Raw genomic sequence first — 18,952 nt, forward strand, 5'->3', positions numbered from 1 at the left:
TATAATTATTATTTATTTATTATTCATTCCCAAAAGTAGATGCAGGCAGGCCACTGCCATTTACCAGATTCGCCCGCGTAAACGGTTGCCATCCATACCGAACAAATAGAGGATTGTTTACTTTATCCGACCAAATCTTCACTTTTCCATCCATAATCTCGGCCGAAGCAGAATAGTAAACCTTATCTTCACCAGCAATTTCAAACGAGCGAAGAGCTTTTCCATCCGAAGTACAGAGTCCCTGAGCATAATCAAATGTGATATAAGCTACAGCGTCTTTGAATGAAACCGAACGGAACAGTGGTCCCGAAGGTGTTACACCATCATGTTTGTATACCTTGTTCAGCATCCATCGTCCTGCGCGTTCGCCAATTTCTTTTTTCATGCGGGGGTGCACATCCAGTGAGTCTCCCCTGTCACTCGAAACAACCATGTATGCATCTGAAATCTGATTCATCAACCTGCGTTGTGCATCGCGAAACCAAGGCCAGCTTGGACGGTTCAGACTGGAAAGCTGCACATAAACAAAAGGCATACTAGGATTATTCCAATATTTTCTCCAGCTATTCACCATCATTGGGAAAAGCTTTTCGTATAATTCCATGTTATGAGCATTCGATTCTCCCTGATACCAAGCAACTCCTTTCACTGTATATTGGGCAAGCGGTAGTATTCCCGACTCGAATAGATAGCACGGTTCATAAGGATGACGTTGCTGCTTATTCTTGGATTGCTTAACATTAAGCGCTGCTCTTTCGCGCACCCAATCCTGCAACATGTCATTCCTGGTATAATCATTCAGCATATCGGGCAGTTCATATTGCAGCGTACGTCTATCAATCCACGATTCACAAGGAGAACCTCCCACGGCATTATTAATCAATCCAACCGGAACTCCCAGACTGTCTGCCAGCATCTTTCCAAAATAGTAACCGATAGCAGAAAAAGAGGCCGCATTTTCGGGCTCGCACTCTTTCCAAGTTGCGTCTTTATAGTATTGCAAACGATTCAACGAATCGAGTACGCTTGCATTCCACTCCACGGCATAAGTATCCCAACGCGGTTTCATGTCAAAAAGACGAATTGCAGGATTCTTTGCACCGGCAATTGCCTCTTTAGCAGTGACAGCCTGTTTCAGCATAAAGGCCATGTTCGATTGTCCCGAACAAATCCACACCTCTCCTACCAATACATTTTTATATAATAGCTTTTTGCTCTTCGCCTGAATGGAGAGAGTGTATGGTCCGCCTGCTTTGAGGGGAGTAAGAGTTACACTCCATTTCCCATTTTCACTTGCATTGGTTGTCTGTTTTTGGCCATTTATCTCTACTGATATTTTCTCTCCGGCATTGGCTGTTCCGGATATATTTAAAGGAATATCCCGTTGCAGTACCATGTTATCAGAATATATCTGAGGCATCTGCAATCCTCCATAGTTTCCTGTAAGGGTAGAATAAACCGTTTTTGCCAATATTCCGGCACCTTCAATATTGGGATGAAGGGCATCGGGCAGAAGGTCGGGGCGGTTAAATAGTCCTTCTTCAAAATCAATCAACCCAACATTTGCATGAGTTGCAATATTTTCAATTGCCAGCTGAATTTGTCCATACCAATCGCGGGTTCCTGAGCGAAAACGCGGATGAAGATGAGTTATCGGTGATAACCGGCATATCCATATTTTACAGGTAGGGTTTATTCTGCGGAAAGAGTCTATTAATGCACGGTAATCGTTTATAAATTCATCGCGGTAATTGGGCCAGTCTCTGGGGTCCGTATCGTTTAATCCAAGATGAATTACAACTCTGTCGGCGGCAAAAGCCATTGCTTTCTTAAACTCCTCCTGCTGCATATAGGGGCGGTGTCCATGATTCAACAGAGTTGCGCCGCTCTTCCCGAAGTTTCCTACTTCGTATCCATCTCCCAGCATTCTTTGTAACTGGAAAGGATAAGCATTAATCTCCCTGTCAGGGAGCAGATAACCATAAGTTACACTATTACCCACACAGGCTACCTTAATTTTACCTTTACTCCAAAGAGAAGTCGAGCTCAAAAGGAGTAAGAAAATTAATATCTTTTTCATCTCATCTTATTTTACATACTGTTTAACCAAATCTCTCCAGAGCATATATCCTTTACCCAACATGTGAAGTCCGTCATTAGATAAATCAGAACGTAATTTACCTGTTTCCTTGTTCACAAAATGAGAATACAAATCAATATAAGTTATTTTCTTCTCTTTGGCCAATTTAACCAATCGGCTGTTTATCTCCAAAACTACATTCCCTCTTGAGGTATGTGTTGAGAACATGTTGTATTCATTGCTTACCGGAAGCACACTCTGCAAATAGATTTTTGTGCGCGGTGAAGCGGATTGTACCTTTTCTATAATACGTTTGATGCCCAATGCTATAGTATCAGCCGAAGTTCCTCTTGACACATCATTTATCCCGATCAGCAAAAACAGTTTGGCCGGTTTTCCTTTCACAATAGGATCAAGCCGATCATAAACTCCTTCGCATATATCACCGCTGATTCCACGGTTTTTCACATGTGGGTTATTAAACAGCTCTGCCCATTCACAGCCGTTTGTAATACTGTTGCCTAAGAAAATAATATCTTTCGATGTAGTGGGCAACAACTCAAACAGCGAGGCACGTTGTTCATAAAAGGTGGAATATTTCCTTTTCTGAGCAGAAACAGAAACAAAGGAAAGAATCAGGAGCGTAAATAAGAATAACTTTTTCATCGCAGTAAATATCATTTAGTTTTATCAGGAGAATAGATCAGTCCATCAACCGCCCGGCTTCCGTCGGGGGTAACGAAAACCGCAGTAAACTGCCATTTTACGAGCCTTACTTCGGGTAATGAGAATTTCCCTACCGGAAGTTTCATAAAAACCTTGTTCCATCCTTTGTTGAGATGTACCATTAACGGTGACCGTGCGACACAGTTTTCATTTCCAAGTGCTATTTCATTGCTCTTCTCTCTATGAGTGGCCGTCCATACCGGAGGCAGAATTTCTGAATCATTTAACCAGATGCGGCTATCTTTGTAATCCCACTTTCCTGGAAGAGGCGCTAAATCCATCTCAGATCGGCTATAATTCTGGAATTCCACCCACAATCCAGTATCTTGCGCTTTAGGTGACCACACCCAGGTCCAGGCATATGCCGTATGGTTTTCCTGAGGGTCTTTATAGAACGCAGGTACAAATGTTCCCCATACATGTCGCAGATAAATACCCGCACCCGTTGCCTGACGAACGCCGTAACTCTTTCCTTCATACAGATACTCTGCTTTCAGCTCCTTTTCGGGAGGAAATACTTTTCCTAAATCGCCTTCATTGGGGAAAGCGTCGGTTATGTTCCATTTCACATTGGTCTGCTTGACATAGGCAAACGGATAACCTTTGAAATTATGCTCCTTATGCCAAATCATCCTACGTTCAAAGTCAGCAAACTCTTTGAATTCTTTTGTATCTTCCTTAGGAAGGATTACCCCGTTTCCGTCAAAATATTCGGAACCGCCACCTATCCAGGAACGCTCGGCGAAAGCCAGCATATTGGGATAGAAGTTATTTTCGAGTATCATGTTTTGTTCAGGAGTTACCAACCTGTCGTGCCAAAAAGCCAGAATACTTCCGGCAATGTCCTCACTTCCCTGCGGCTGATTATATATGCGGCTGTTATATAGCGCCACCAAATCTCCGAAAGTATCAAAGTGGTTCAGGTAATGAAATCTACAATCAATAGCCGGAATCCCTTTCTGAGCTTTTCCACGATAACTCCAGAGCTGCGTCATATCAATCTCACCGGGTTGATACTTCCAGCCCGGATTCCATGAAATCACCTTCTTCCCTTTCGAGCGGACAAAAGCCACCATCTCGGGCACAAAGTTCTTATTAGTGAACTGCACCTCATCAGTTCCAATATGAAGCCAAGGTACATCAAATGTTGCACACACTTCATCAACCAATCGTTTGAGAATTGCCATTCCCTCAGCGCTTTGCATATCACATTTAAAGGTGCGGATAAAGGCCGCGCTGTGTCCCGGCATATCAATCTCCGGAATCAGCAAAACATTATGCTGTTTGCAGAATTCTACCAGTTCTTTAGCCTCCTTCAAAGTATAATATTTTCCCGGCATACGGGTGGTGTTTGCACTGTCGTTCAACTCCGGGTAAACTTTGCTTTCCAGTCGCCATGACTGGTTTTCAGTTAGATGCCAATGAAATACATTGATCTTATAACGGGAAAGAGCCGCTATCTCTTTTTTCAGTTCCGGCAGGGAAATGTAGCTTCGACCTACATCCTGCAAAAATCCACGGATACGGAACGCAGGCCAGTCGGTGATAACGCAACCTTCCAGAAACGTTTTCTTCCTGTCTGTCTGTTTAAGCTGACGCAGAGTTTGGATTGCCCAATACACTCCTTTAGGTGAAAGAGCCTCTACGGTAATTTTTTTGTTTGTGACATCAAGATGATAGGCTTCATCTTTATTAAGCGATACCCCCGCCAGGGTATCTGTCAGGCGAACTTCAATTTTCTGCTTGGCATCCGAAGTAATCTTACCTCCTGCTTCGCGTATAAAATCTGTCCATTCGGTAGTTAATACAGGTGATGACAAGGAAATATTACCAATGACAAATTGTTGTCCATTAGAATGAATCTGCTGAGGTTTTGGCAAAAGATGTGTGATTCCTGCCATTAGAGGAGAGAACGGCTGAAAGCAGAATAGTAAAATCAAGGCTGAAAAAAGGCGTTGCGTCTTTCTTGAAGAAAATAAAGATGTAACTGGATTCATTGAATTATCTTTTTTGAAGATTATTTTCAAAGCATTGTTCTTGCTTTATTTGGAATATCCCGAAGAAATATAAATCTATGGCGAAAGAAATATAAATGCCTGTACAAAAGAATGCAATCTTCTGTACAGAAGAATGAATTGTTTTGTACAGAACAATTCATTCTTTTGTACAAGATAATTTGGTTATTTAATTATATCTTTCAGTTTGATCGCCTGGAATGTCATATGGGCTACACTACCTTCGTAAAGTATGCCCACTGTTTCACGATCAATCATGGTGAGGCAAGAATAACCCCAGCCTTCATCTTCATCCAATAGCAGCTGATTTGCAGGCAACCAGGTAAGTCCACCGTCAAGACTTGCTTTGATGGTAATATGGTGACGACCTTTTACTGTATTCGGGTTCGAGAAAAGAAGAATATCCTTGTTCAGTACATTATCTTTAGCTTCCACCTTAAGAAGGCTTGCCATACAAACCGATTCAATCAGGGCACTTCTGGAAGAAGGATGTTCTGTCCATGTTTCGCCCATGTCTTTTGTTGTAGCCACGGCACGGCTTCCGCCTCGGTTATCGCGCATGTTCAGCATCAGAACTCCCGGTTCCACTTCTGCCACTTGAGCTTCTGTAGTATTTGTTCGTGCCAGCTTACTAATTTTCCATGTCTTGCCATGGTCCTTGCTATAGATAATTCCTGCATTGGGCACACGTGTAGAATCAATGTATTGCGAAGCAAATACCAATGTACCATCGCTCATGGTGATTCCACTTCCGGGACCTTGCAGTAAGAAATACCAGGATGGATCTTTCACCTGTGGAGTCACATTGATTGGAGGCGACCATGTTTTACCATCGTCATCGCTCTTTGTCATAACCAACTGAGCAGTTTCGTTCAAATCCATTCCAGGATATGAGCTCCACCAAGCACGATTGTTACCCATACCGTGAGTCCATGCTGCAACAATCCAGATTGTTCCTGTGTTCTTATCCACCAGAATAGCTGGGTCGCCTACACCGTTTTGTGCTTTAGGCAGTCCACCGTATTCTCCAAATGCCAATGGCAATCTCATTTTTTCCCAAGTTTGTCCGCCGTCGGTGCTTCTGCTCAGACCAATGTTTACATATTCCTGTAGGTCGGCGCTATTGTTATAACGGGCGTCATATACGGACAATAGAGTTCCTTTGTTGGTAGTAACAAGTCCGGGGATACGATAGGAAGCTACGCCATCATCACCTGCATGGCGTACACCGATACCCATCATGTGAGTTACAGGTTCTGTCTCGAATTTCAGCGGAGCACTCTTTCCATCAAGAGTCACTTCATCAATGCGAGAAGTTATTTTTGTCAGCAAAGAAGCTTTTGGTTTCATCTCCAGGCTCACCCAGAAATAATTCAGACCCGGGAAAAGGTTCTGATTCGCTGTCAGCCTGATTTTTCTTGTTAGTTTACCCGTTTTATCCTTCAATATAGAGTACGAAGGATTTGCCTCAAGCGTTTTACCCGGCTCATCGCGGTAAATGTAAGGCTGTGTTGCAAATTGGTTTTTCGATTCCCTTTGACGAGCTTCTGTTCCTCCATAATAAAGTTTCACTGATTTAATTGCTTCGAGAGGCACATTGTTATCCAAAGTAAGGGTAACATAGTCCAGTGAACGGCTCTCTTTGGCATGAAGGCGCAGATAATAAAGCACATTGTCGTGCCTGTCAATAAGAACAGGAACTTGAGTCTCTTTCACTTTTACCGTATCCTGGGCAAAAGAGTTAATTGCTCCACAAGAGAGCAGCAAAGTGAATAACAATTTTCTGTAATTCATGTCAGTCAGTTATTTTAGGGGTTTATAAGCAAATTAATATCTATCGTCTCTAGCAAAAAGCTAATCAACTTTTCCTTTCCAAATCTGCGGGGTACGAATACCAGGCTTCAATTCTCCGAAAAACAGATAAACAACCTTGTTCATTGATACCACAGCAGCACCTGCCCGTGCAGTTTGTTTGAAACTTCCCACCGATGTCCAGCTATCTTTAACCGGCGAGTAAATCAGTACTTCTTTATTAAACTTATACCAATCGACAGGTTGTTTCATATATTTTTTCGCATCTTCACGAAGCTCATCAATCCTCTTCTGATTGTTCTCAGCCACAGCCTTCTTTAATGCTTGTTCACGCTGAAGAGCCTTCAGAAAGATATCCTTATTCACACCTCCCATACAAAGCATCAGCGAATCGTCAAGCGTAACCGCCACCCCTCCGCCTAAGGAGAGAGGCTTACCATCCGTACCAACCGGGGTGGCAATTTTTACCCAGCTGCAAGTTTCCGGTTCAAAACAATAGGCATCAGTGCTTAAGGAAGCATCCTCATTCGCAAACGCTCCAGCAAAACCACCCGTTACAATCAGGCAAGGTTTCCCATTTTTCCGGATTGTCGCGCATACCGGCTGAACCCTCGGATTACCCGGAACAGGTGTCAGTTCGTGCCAACTGGCAGTATCGCTGTTTAAATTCAGGGCAAACATACGAGAAGAAGGTTTCTTATCAACATTGCCGCCCACGATATAAAGTGTATTTCCTACCAGTGCCCCGGTCATATTATCAACTGTATTGGGCAATGGAGTTAATTTATGCACGGATACATTACCAGATGCACTATTATACTCTAATCGATATGTCATTGTAGTTGGTCCATCGGGTGTGATTCCTCCTACACATACCAGACCCTTGGGAGTTGATACCGAAACGCCATAGGCCAAAGGAGCAGGTAGATTACCTATTCTCTCCCATTTTTGGACAGTATCATTCTGTACATGGGCAGCATATATATCATCATAAAAGATTTTCTTTCCTCCCTCGGCTGCCGGAACATCAGGGAAATTACATCCTCCAGCAATAATCAGAGAGCCATTCTGATATCCTGCAAAACAAGCGGAAACTCCTTTCGCAAAATTACCGTTTCCTGGAGAGACCTCTGTGAGAGATTGCCAGTCAACGGTATGCACTCCTCTGCGGCTTTGTGGTTGAATAGCACAACCAACAAGCAGGGATGAAAATATTGCTAGTGAAAATAATCTTAAGTAATTCATTATAATTCATTGAATAAGAGTCAAAACACCTTTAAGAAACAGATTTATCGCTTAGCAGTTAAAACCATTATGCGGGTAACAACCTTATTGTCCTTCTTTAAAAAACATCCTTGGCATTAAAATCTCAATATAAACTTTGATGCTGAGGTTCTGTTTTCATTTATCCGAGACTAGTTATCTCTCCGAAAATGGGTTTTTCTGAAAAAGGTTCTTTATCTATCTCTTTAGAATCGAGTACTCTTATAGTTCAGTAAATATAATGAAAAATTGCAGGTGGAGAACCCCACCTGCATTTTTCTTATGATAAATTACCAATTCTCAGTTTCCTGACCAAGATCCGTGTAACCCGGAGTCTGTTTAAGTGTTGGATCTGAATTTAAAGTAGTAATATCGATCGGCCATAAAAGTTTATGCTTCTCTGTAGTATAATCCAGAATAGGTTTTCCTTTATATGCTGCTTCTGAGCTAAATGCCAATGGTTTGCCATTCTTAGCATCTTTCATTCTGCAAACATCGAACCAACGAGTCCCTTCATTTACAAACTCAAGGTCTCTTTCGTGAAGAATTGCAAGTTCGTTTGTTTTAAAGTCGGAATTAGTATAGCCATATACTGCAGGATCCCATTTTGAATTGTAAGCACGAGCACGTACCTGATTAATGTACTTGGCAACATCGCCATCTTTCATATTCTGAACTTCAGCCATCAATAACAATGCATCAGCATATCTGTACACAACCTGATCGCCACAGTAAATGCGAACGTTACTAGAGTTTACATAACCCAAGCTCTTAATCCATATTACCCCTTTCAAACTTTTATCTTTATTATAAAAATCAAAGAAGGTTGCACCACGTCTTGTGTCATTCGCATCGTATGCTTGCCAAAGAGTTGGAACATATTCATGTCTTAAAAGACCAGTATTTTTCAAGTTAAGTACATCTGCAGAGATAAGATTTCCTGAACCATCATATACTGAACCAAGGAAGTTAGCATTGGCAGGAACAAAATTAGCAATATTCCCGTTAGTGTATTCTCCTTCTAAATAACGCAGAGAGAAAATAATTTCTTTATTTTCTTTTGTTGCTGTTGATGTTGCATCAAAAACAGATGAGAAAGAGGGTAACATTCCAAAGCTAGAACTATTCAAGATTGTGTTCAGATAACCTTCAGCAGCATCCAAGTCGCTGGCAGCAGGAACCTGATCACCCAGAGAAACTTTAGCTGACCATAAATAAACCTCTGCAGCCAACATTGTTGAGGCAGCTTTTGACCAAGTACATCTGTTTGTTCCGGTTGGGATCAAATCAGATGAAGCAAAATAGTCTAAAGATTTCTTCAAATCAGCTTTGATGAAATCCATCGTCTGTTTTGGCGTAGAGCGGGGAGTATAAAGGTCGGCAGGAGAAACCTGTCCGTCCATTACTTTTACTTTATCAACTAATGGCACACCACCAAATGTTCTGTACAAGTAGAAATAGTACATTGCGCGGATACCATATGCTTGACCAAGTGCGTAGTCAATAGCAGCTTTGTTGTTCTTTTGCAATTCAGAACCTTCAACCTTTTGAATCATCAGGTTTGAATCGAAAATATAGCCATATAATCCAGCCCAGCCACTAACACCGGTATTTGATGCGTCCAGGTTGTTCTCTTTAATTCTATCGTAGTCAAGAGAAGTACTTACAGAAGAAGTTCCCGATTTGTTTGTACCACCACGTGCTTCACCCAAAAGAAAGTTACGAGTAAAATTGATATCCCTCATTCTGGTATGCATGCCATACATATAACCTTGCACCTGAGGAACGGTATTCCAAAAGTTACCACTTGCGTAGTTATCAATCGGTGCCAAATCAAGCTTGTCACAAGAAGTGAAGAAAGCCGATGTAGCCAATACCGCACAACTAAATATAATTGATTTTATAGTTTTCATATTTAATACGGAATAAATTATTAGAATGATAAATTAACGCCAAACAATAGGGTACGCGGAAGTCCATATCCTGAACCTGAGCCAGTACCTGCTTCAGGAGTAGTTACCTTCTTACATTGAGTAAGATAACCTAAGTTTTGTCCTGTTACAGAAAGATCCAATCTTTCCAATTTTGCTTTGCTGATAATGCTCTTTGGTAATGAGTATGTAAGTGATATCTCACGGAAAGCAACGTAAGAACCGCTGTATGCAAACATAGTTGAGGTTCTGTAATAGTTACTCTTACCTAACTGATCAGCCCAATAGTATTTAGGTAATGTTCCGTTAGGATTTGTTTCAGACCATGTATTTTTCACATCAGTTGTCATGTTATATGTTCCTTGCATAGCACCTAAGAACCAAGGAGTTGTATTATCATAAATTGTAAAATCTAAAGCATAGTCTAATGCTGCAAACAGAGACAAGTTCTTCCATTTCAGAGTTGAAGTCAAACCACCAATCCAGTGTGGAGTAGTGTTACCAACTTTCACCATATCGTATTGGTCAATCACGCCGTCACCATTCACATCTTTCCATTTTACATCACCCGGTTGAATTGGCAACACTTTACCTGCTTTCTGAGCGTCAGTCAGGTTAGCCCACGATGTTTTTCCATAAAGAACGCGAGCTGAGCTACCACCGGCTCTATCCTCCATTACATCAGGAATTTCATCCCAGCTCTTGTAGATACCTTCGGATTTGAATGCATAAAGAACACCTGGTTCCTGACCTTCCTGATAACCACCAACCCATACTTTATCTGTTCCGTTTCCGGTATATACCTGGTAAGCATTTTGGCGATTCTTTTCCAAACCATTATTAGGCAACTTCTCAATAATATTCTTATTGTAAGAGATATTTGCATTAATATTCCAGTTCCAGTCTTTTGATTGAATAGGTTTCGCTGCTAATTCAATTTCAACACCGCGATTTCTTATTGCACCGTTATTAGTAAGAATTGAACTAATACCAGAAGAACTTGCTAAATTAACTCTTGCAAGTTTGTCGCTTGTCAAACGATTGTAGAATGTGAAGTTTGTAGAGTATCTGTTATTCAAATAACTTAAATCTAAACCAAATTCAAAAGTTTTTGATTTTTCCCATCTCAAACCTGGATTTGGAACTTCACTCATAGAGAAATCTGCTAGTCCATTATAAAATGCTGCATTTCCATTGGATTTGAAAGAACCTTGCAATTCATAATTACCTATACCTGAGACGTTACCATTCAAACCATAACTTGCACGCACCTTACCAAATGAGATAATATCTGCAAATTTCTTCATAAAGTTTTCTTTAGTGAAGATCCATCCAGTAGATACACCTGGGAAAACCCCCCAACGATTATTGATCAGTTTAGAGTAACCATCCTTACGTATTACAAATGAAACCAAATATTTGCTATCATAATCATAGTTTGCACGACCAAAGAAAGAAAGAATACGTTGACGGTTGTGATAAGAATCAATTTTACGCATATTTTCTTTTATAGAGGTCAAAGCTAAGTCCATGAAATCGTCAGTTGCAGCTCCTTGACCTGAAGCACTTAAACCACGGCTGTATGAGTCATAATATTCAGAACCCAGCATTGTTGTTACATAATGATTTCCAAACTGACGTTCGAAATTCAACACAGCGTTGTAAGTTTGGTCAAATGTACGGTCATAAGATGCTGAAGAAGAACGTGTAGATACAACATTTGTTGGAGTACTACGGTAGTCTTTATTGAATGATTCGTACATACCTTCACTGTAGTACCAGTTAGCTGAAGTCTTTAAATAAAGTCCTTTCATAAAATCAATCTTGAATGATTGACTCATAGTAAACTTATCTGTCTGGTTATCACGGAAGAATTTATTAGCTTGATAGCTTTGGTTACCATCACCTGAATTCACCCCAAGCATTGGATTACCATTTTCATCCATGAAACGAACTGTTGGAGGCAAAGACATAATACGACCAAAATAGTTATATTCATCTGTCTGAGAACCAGGCATTGACTGCCAGTTCGCACGGTTGTAGTTTAAGCTGGAAGTAGAAGTTAACCATGTTCTGATCTTGTAATCACCGTTAAAGATGAAAGAATAACGATCATAGTAAGATGCAATAGGAAGACCTTCTGAGTGGTTGTAACCAAAACCGGCATAGTAGTGACCTTTATCGTTACCACCAGACATATTGATATTATAATCCTGTGTCAAAGATGGATTGTTCAGGTTATATTTGGCAACATCAGTATCCGTAAAAATAAGGTCTTTGCCTGTTACAGGATCTTTCATTGTTTTCCAACCTTTATCCAAAAGGAATTTATTGGAATCATCCAAATACATTGTGCTCCAAATGGTATTGTTGTTTAGAATCGCATTACCATTTGCATCAACATCATACTTATTTCCTGTTCCATATGGAACGGCATTAGCCAAAGAGGAAGTGTTTTGGTACCCCATTGGTGTACCATCAGTTTTTTGCCAAACATTTGATGCACGAGCATAAGCAGTACGCATCCAGTACAGGTAATCGGCAGCGTTATTGAATTCATAAGGAGTATTGAGGTAATTGATACCCACTTTTGCCTTCACGCTGATGTCAGAAGTACCTGCTTTACCTTTTTTGGTAGTAACCAGGATAACACCGTTATTTGCACGCGCACCATAGATCGCAGTTGCTCCTGCATCCTTCATTACCTGCATATCTTCGATATCTTCAGGGTTGATGTCGCTCAAACTTGAACGAATCTGTCCATCCACAATTACGATTGGCGCACCTGAGCCATCAAGGTTGGTACCACCACGAAGTACAATAGAAGGTGTAGCGCCCGGGTTACCTGAAGTCTGAATAACTCTCAAACCAGAAACGGCACCTGAAAGAGCCTGTGCAGGGTTAGAGAAAACACCTGTACTCAGCTTTTCATTGCTCACCTTGGCAATTGAGTTAGTAGCTTTGGAACGCAACTGGGTTCCAGTATAACCGGTTACCACAATCTCATCGAGCATTGTAGAGGTTGGTTTAAGTTTGATTACCAGACTTTTCTGGCCTTTTACACTTACAATCAGCTTTTCATAGCCAATATAGGAAACAGAGATTTCCCCTTGGGGATTTAGACTTAGCGAGAACTTTCCATCAAGATCGGTAACTGTACCGTTCCTGGGATTTCCCACTTCAGAAATACTTGCACCAAGTACAGGTTCGTTTGTTTCGTCAAACACCTGTCCGGTAACTGTCTGCTTTTGAGCCATCACGCCTAATGATAGGAAAAAGCACATTAGTAATAAGAACTTCCTCATAGAACTAGTTAATTAATGAATAAATGAATAATATAGTATTACTATTTGTTTTGGTCTATTTTACGTAAGCAAGCTATTGTTATTTGTTAGGGTTTAGCTTATAGTTCAGTTAATTACATAATCTTTATTGCTTGCTTTAAATTGTAAGATATAATAGTTAGTTAGTAAAGTCTGGTTTAGTTTAAATTTAGTATAGCTAATTAATATTTGGATTTCGCAACAAGATCTCATTACACAGTTCGAATGATTTAATCATCATGCGAGGTACGTGGAACGGTCCCTTGAAGATATTTCCTTTTGCAGGTTGAGATACTGAACCATCACGGTGCAGGTATCCATACCACTCTCCGTATTCATTATCCGGGAAATGAGTATATGTCCAGTCACGAATCTGTTTATGCATATCCAGATATTTTTCATCCTTGGTAGCTTCGTAAGCATACAATGTGGCGATAATCGCTTCACACTGTGGCCACCAGAATTTCATATCGTGGGCATAATCCTGAGGAGAGTAGTTCTTACAATCACGGAAATTGATTATTCCGCCGTAAGTCTCATCCCAGCCCCATTTCCATGACCAGTCAAGTATTGTAATTGCAGTGTCTACCAGCCCTTTATCCCATCCGCGAAGTTTTGCTTCTTCCAGAATAAACCAAGCTGTTTCAATGCAGTGTCCCGGATTAATCAGACGTCCGTTGATGCTATCAATAAATTCACCATTCGGACCAACTGTTTCCAGTAAAGCACTGAATTCAGGATGCATAAAGTATTTGCGAAGTTTTTCTATTGAACTGTCAATCTGTGCTGTCAATTCCGGAGCATCAATCGCTTCGCGGATGCGTGAAGCTGTATTAATAAGAATCATAGTCAGTGAATGACCCTGCATCTCCACGTTTTCACAATATTTTGGAGCCAATAACCCCGGAGTTGTTGTTAAACGTACAATGTTATGGAACATTTTAAGCGCTTTCTCTGCATAGCTCTTATCACCTGATGCCAAAGCATATTCGGACATGGCGATAGCTGCGAAAGATTCAGAGAAAACATAGCGGCGCTTACGGACAGGTTCACCGGTTGCAGTAACTTCGAAGAACATGTGTCCGTCTGTATCGATGCAGTGTTGCTCAATAAAGTCGAGTGTGCTCTTTGCTGCAGCCAGCCATTCAGGGTTTTTCTCTACCTTATTATATGCATATGCACAAACAAAAGCAAAACGTCCCTGAAACCATACAGATTTTGTTGTGTCAATCAGAGTTCCGTCTCTGTCCACACATGTATAAACGCCACCGTTTACACGGTCGAAACCATATTTCATCCAGAATGGCATAATGTCTGTCGTCAAATCACGACGACAAACATCAGCCCATTCAGTAAGATATCCTTTAATCTTTTCCATTTACCTAATTAAAATTTGTTGCAACGGTCAAAGAAGTTAATAGCTTCAAGTTCGGCCTTCATCGCTGCTTCTTCTTCATCAGTCATGTTCTGGAACGGAGTACGGTTTTTACCCAAATCCAGACCTATCAGTTTCATAATGCGTTTACCACCTACGATATTTCCACGGTAATGGCAAATCACATTAATTACTTCCTGTGAGAAGTTTTGTTTTTCGCGAGCTGCTTCCAAATCACCGGCTTTCCATGCATCGATAATACCTACAAGCTCTTTTCCGTTGTAGTTTGTTGTTCCGCCGATACCGCCCTGAGCTCCACCCATGGCAAGACAAGGAAGAATAGTTTCGTCCTGTCCATGAAGCATATCAAATTTGCCACCTTTGTAAAGACGACATTGATTGTATTCGTACAGACTTTCGAAAGTATATTTAATTCCGGCGAAGTTAGGGATACGACCATCAACAGCTTCCAGGAAGGAAACCATCGAAAGGAATGCACCGTTAAATGCAGGAATATGATAGAAATAGAAAGGAAGTTGAGGTGCACCGCAAGCAATCTCCTCGCAGTATTTTACCAACTCTTCTACTCTGCCAACTTTTGGAAAAGGAGGTGCCATTGTTGCAATACCCCATGCTCCGATCTTCTGAGCATGCTCTGCCAGGGCACGGCTGGATTTTACGCAAGTACTACCAACGTGTACAATTACTTTAAAACCTTCTGGAGCAACTGACACCCAACGTTCAGCAAGCTTCATACGCTCTTCGTCATTCAACATGTAGCCTTCACCAGAAGAACCATTGATAAAAACTCCCTGAAGGCCGTTTTTCTTCAGCATATTTGCATATGCTTCAATTGGTTCGTAATTCACCTCTCCGTTTTCGTAAAACGGAGTAAATGGTGCGTCTATTAAACCCTGAATCTTTTCCATACCTTGTAAATTTATATTTTTTTAGTTCAATTCTTAACTTTATTAAATACGCAGCAAATATATCCAATTTTTATTATCTACGCAATATCTTATTAATTATTTTATCTTTCAGGAGTGATTTATTTCATTTTTAACTAAATTGATTGATTTACACTCCGATTCATAAGTTCAGTTGAGGCATAAATGAAGCCAATTTTTTATATACCTCCTCACTTTATCGCTTTTTAGCTACAATATTAAGTTAAAGAGTAAGTGTTCTTTAGGCAAAGAGATAGAAAAATAAGGTTGAGTGAATAGCAAGCCATTGAGTAGTTATTAGCAAAGCCAAATAATAAAACAAAGAGAGAAGAAAAAAGGTTTTTCAAAACGTTATTATATACCTTTATATATATACCGGATATGCTCACAATAAAAATTGCCCGTTGAAATCAGTATCATTATTGATTGATTCCAACGGGCAATTAAATTTATAATAGAGTCAGGCCTATTCTTCCCAGACAAGATAAGCTGATATCAACCAGTGATTCAACTTATCTCCTACTGCCGGTTGTGCCGTAGGAATAGCGATCTTCAGGGTATGCTCGCCCGCCTCAATATTTTCCAGGTATGCAGTGAAAGGAGTGACAACACTGCCGGGGCACCAGTTAGACCGGGATAAGTCCGACGAAGCAATTGGTTCTTCTATCTCCTTTTCGGCTCTTCCACCTTCCTCGGAAATATATGCCGCGGTACGTTTCTGCAACCAAACACCAGATGACGGATTAAATCTCCTGAATGAAGCACAATCTGTTCTCCACGGTGTGAAACGAATCACTTCACGCCCATCTACAGAAACAATATTCTCTCTTTTCACAAACTCATCACCTCCGGAGTGTCCACCATGGCCTGTAACAATATAGTTAATCATCACATTTTTCGCTTTTTTAGGTAAAGTAAAGGGCACTTCCAATGACTTTCTTGCAAACATATCCGGAATAGCCTGTCCGGTATAGTAAACTGTATTCACTAAAGGAAGAACTTTTCTATTGGGAAGCTTATCGCACTTTAAAGGGCTCTCCTTGAAACTGAGTTCTACCGAGATTTTATATCCTTCTTTTGTCCATGAATCAATAAAGGCGCCAACATAAACATCACCTGTTAATAATGAATAGCGATCAGTGATATCTTGCTCCCATTCCACAAAAGGTGCGAACTCATCAATATAAACAGGCTTTCTTTTAGCATTTGTAATACTATCACTACTATAATAACCCACTCCAAAAGGAGTCATAAAACGCATCAGCTCAACAGTAGGCGAATAATTCTTCCCTGGAACAACTCCCACTAATTTTTCCAGTTTAGTGGAATCTACTGCCGGATATTTTGCATTCCCCGCTGCAACTTCAATCATATTAATTGCCGAGGAGGCAGGTATTACAAACAAGGAACCGCTTTTATCCCAACGATCTCCGTTAGAAGTCAGTCTCACTTTCACGCGCACAGCTACATTACGTTTAAATTGGGGAACATTGATTTTTTTCAGCAAAACCCGTCCATTATCCAGACGAATAACCCCCTCACCTTTCCACACTTTATCAGGATAACTATTGGGATTAAAGCAAACGGGTGCTTCTACAAACGGTTTGATAACAAGAGCCGTATCTGCTTTCGCGGCAAAAACCGGTTCATCACAAACCATAAATGCCAGCAACAAAAATGCCGCTAACGATATGCGACGTAAAAAAGATAATTGATTCTTCATATGCTTAATTTATATATAGTTATTACGTTAATGCCATGCTTCTTTTTTGAAGCGCCATCCTAAAAAGAAAACAAAGATACTTATTATCCATAAATAAATCAGAGGCAATTTTTGTTTTTTAAAGGAGATCAATTTATCCGGATTTAACTCTTTGACTGGTAAAATCTGTCAATTCAAAACATTAAGATCTTCTTTTTAAATTTTCACTTCCATTTAAACAAAACTATTAAATAAGAATATTACAACCGTAAACTCCCATTTTTTTTGTAATTTCGCGCCCAAAATTTTATCTGCCTAAAAGGAAAAAGATTTTCAACTCGTCTTTTTCCTTTTCAAACCAGATGCATAACAACAAGACCTTATGGATATTCAGACAAAAAAAGAACAAACAAGTCCGGCTTCATCTACTTCGGACTTAATCTATGGGCTCAATGAGCGTCCACCTCTCAAAGAAACATTATTTGCAGCATTGCAACACTTGTTAGCCATCTTCGTAGGTATCATTACACCTCCTCTTATTATCTGCGAAGCCCTGAGAACCGATTTAGCGACAACAGGATTCATGGTTTCAATGGCTCTTTTTGCATCTGGTGTATCCACATTTATTCAATGTAAAAAATTTGGTCCGGTTGGGTGCGGACTACTCTGCATACAAGGAACCAGCTTTTCATTTATTGGCCCCATCATTACAGCAGGTCTGCAAGGCGGCCTTCCTCTTGTTTTTGGTGTTTGCATGGCAGCATCACCCGTTGAAATGATTGTTAGCCGCACCTTTAAATATCTTCGACACATCATCACACCGCTGGTATCGGGAATTGTAGTACTGTTAATCGGACTTAGCCTGATTAAGGTGGGCGTGGTTTCCTGTGGTGGCGGTTTTGACGCAATGAAGAATGGAACATTCGGAAGCATAGAAAATGTGGGACTAGCCGCTATTGTACTGGGAAGCGTGCTATTCTTTAACCGTTGCAACAACAAATATCTTCGGATGAGCTCCATCGTATTAGGACTGGGGTTGGGTTATGGCATCGCCTTTGCAATGGGAAAAGTGGATTTCTCGCAAACATTTACCACAGGTTTCTGGTCTATAAATATTCCGATGCCATTTAAATATGGATTGGATTTTAACTTTTCATCTTTCCTTGCTTTAGGTTTAATCTACTTGATTACAGCCATTGAGGCTACCGGTGATGTAACAGCCAATTCAATGATATCAGGCGAACCGATTGAAGGGGAAACTTATCTGAAACGCGTATCCGGAGGTGTATTGGCAGACGGGTTCAACTCATGCCTTGCAGGTGTATTCAACTCATTTCCGAACTCCATTTTTGCACAAAACAATGGCATCATTCAGCTCACCGGTGTTGCCAGTCGTTATGTAGGATATTACATTGCTGGTATGTTGGTTCTACTTGGCTTGTTCCCGATTGTCGGAACCATTTTCTCTCTGATGCCCGCTCCCGTGTTGGGAGGTGCAACCTTACTGATGTTTGGTACAGTGGCCTCAGCAGGTGTAAGAATTATCTCATCACATAAAATAGACCGTAAAGCAACCCTTGTATTGGCAGTAAGTCTTGCTTTAGGACTTGGAGTAGAGCTAATGCCGGACATTTTGAATCAGGCTCCTCAGTCTATCAAGGCCATTTTTTCATCGGGCATAACAACAGGCGGACTTACAGCAATTCTTGCCAATGCATTGATCCGTGTTAAAGAGGGAAGTGACGAAAGAAAAGATGAAAGAGAAATTATAGAATAAC

Annotated in this window: 11 protein-coding genes; 1 reads left to right on the forward strand and 10 read right to left on the reverse strand. The window is 40.7% G+C overall.

What is annotated here, in order from left to right; translation table 11 throughout:
- Nucleotides 1–19 precede the first annotated feature (19 nt).
- From ABWU87_RS09145 to ABWU87_RS09190, 10 genes are all read right to left on the reverse strand, one after another.
- Nucleotides 20–2,080, reverse strand: coding sequence for a GDSL-type esterase/lipase family protein (locus ABWU87_RS09145; protein ID WP_353330077.1), 2,061 nt, complete (start codon nt 2,078–2,080; stop codon nt 20–22).
- Between the two features lie 6 nt (nt 2,081–2,086).
- Nucleotides 2,087–2,746, reverse strand: a complete 660-nt coding sequence (locus ABWU87_RS09150; protein ID WP_353330079.1) for a GDSL-type esterase/lipase family protein — start codon at nt 2,744–2,746, stop codon at nt 2,087–2,089.
- A gap of 11 nt (nt 2,747–2,757) precedes the next feature.
- The gene (locus tag ABWU87_RS09155) at nt 2,758–4,707 is read right to left on the reverse strand and encodes a family 20 glycosylhydrolase (protein WP_353334445.1); all 1,950 of its coding nucleotides are present in this window, start codon (nt 4,705–4,707) and stop codon (nt 2,758–2,760) included.
- Between the two features lie 279 nt (nt 4,708–4,986).
- Entirely contained in the window at nt 4,987–6,615 is a 1,629-nt protein-coding gene (locus tag ABWU87_RS09160; RefSeq protein ID WP_353330081.1) for a sialidase family protein, read from the reverse strand.
- Between the two features lie 60 nt (nt 6,616–6,675).
- The gene (locus tag ABWU87_RS09165; protein WP_353330083.1) at nt 6,676–7,878 is read right to left on the reverse strand and encodes a cyclically-permuted mutarotase family protein; all 1,203 of its coding nucleotides are present in this window, start codon (nt 7,876–7,878) and stop codon (nt 6,676–6,678) included.
- A gap of 308 nt (nt 7,879–8,186) precedes the next feature.
- Nucleotides 8,187–9,809, reverse strand: a complete 1,623-nt coding sequence (locus ABWU87_RS09170; RefSeq protein ID WP_353330085.1) for a RagB/SusD family nutrient uptake outer membrane protein — start codon at nt 9,807–9,809, stop codon at nt 8,187–8,189.
- A gap of 20 nt (nt 9,810–9,829) precedes the next feature.
- Nucleotides 9,830–13,132 carry a SusC/RagA family TonB-linked outer membrane protein gene (locus tag ABWU87_RS09175; protein ID WP_353330087.1) on the reverse strand — a complete coding sequence of 1,101 codons (3,303 nt, stop codon included), beginning with the start codon at nt 13,130–13,132 and terminating at the stop codon, nt 9,830–9,832.
- Between the two features lie 196 nt (nt 13,133–13,328).
- Nucleotides 13,329–14,528 (reverse strand): AGE family epimerase/isomerase, encoded by a 1,200-nt coding sequence (locus ABWU87_RS09180; RefSeq protein WP_353330089.1) that lies wholly within the window; start codon nt 14,526–14,528, stop codon nt 13,329–13,331.
- A gap of 8 nt (nt 14,529–14,536) precedes the next feature.
- Complete coding sequence (locus ABWU87_RS09185; protein WP_353330091.1) at nt 14,537–15,454, reverse strand: dihydrodipicolinate synthase family protein; 918 nt, start codon at nt 15,452–15,454, stop codon at nt 14,537–14,539.
- 484 nt (nt 15,455–15,938) lie between these two features.
- Complete coding sequence (locus tag ABWU87_RS09190) at nt 15,939–17,132, reverse strand: PNGase F N-terminal domain-containing protein (protein WP_353334446.1); 1,194 nt, start codon at nt 17,130–17,132, stop codon at nt 15,939–15,941.
- Nucleotides 17,133–17,556: 424 nt separating this feature from the next.
- Here ABWU87_RS09190 and ABWU87_RS09195 point away from each other — a divergent pair, with 424 nt between their 5' ends.
- Nucleotides 17,557–18,951 (forward strand): nucleobase:cation symporter-2 family protein, encoded by a 1,395-nt coding sequence (locus ABWU87_RS09195; RefSeq protein WP_353330093.1) that lies wholly within the window; start codon nt 17,557–17,559, stop codon nt 18,949–18,951.
- The last annotated feature ends 1 nt before the right edge of the window (nt 18,952 follow it).

The sequence above is a fragment of the Bacteroides sedimenti genome, assembly GCF_040365225.1.
GTDB classification, from domain to species: domain Bacteria; phylum Bacteroidota; class Bacteroidia; order Bacteroidales; family Bacteroidaceae; genus Bacteroides; species Bacteroides sedimenti.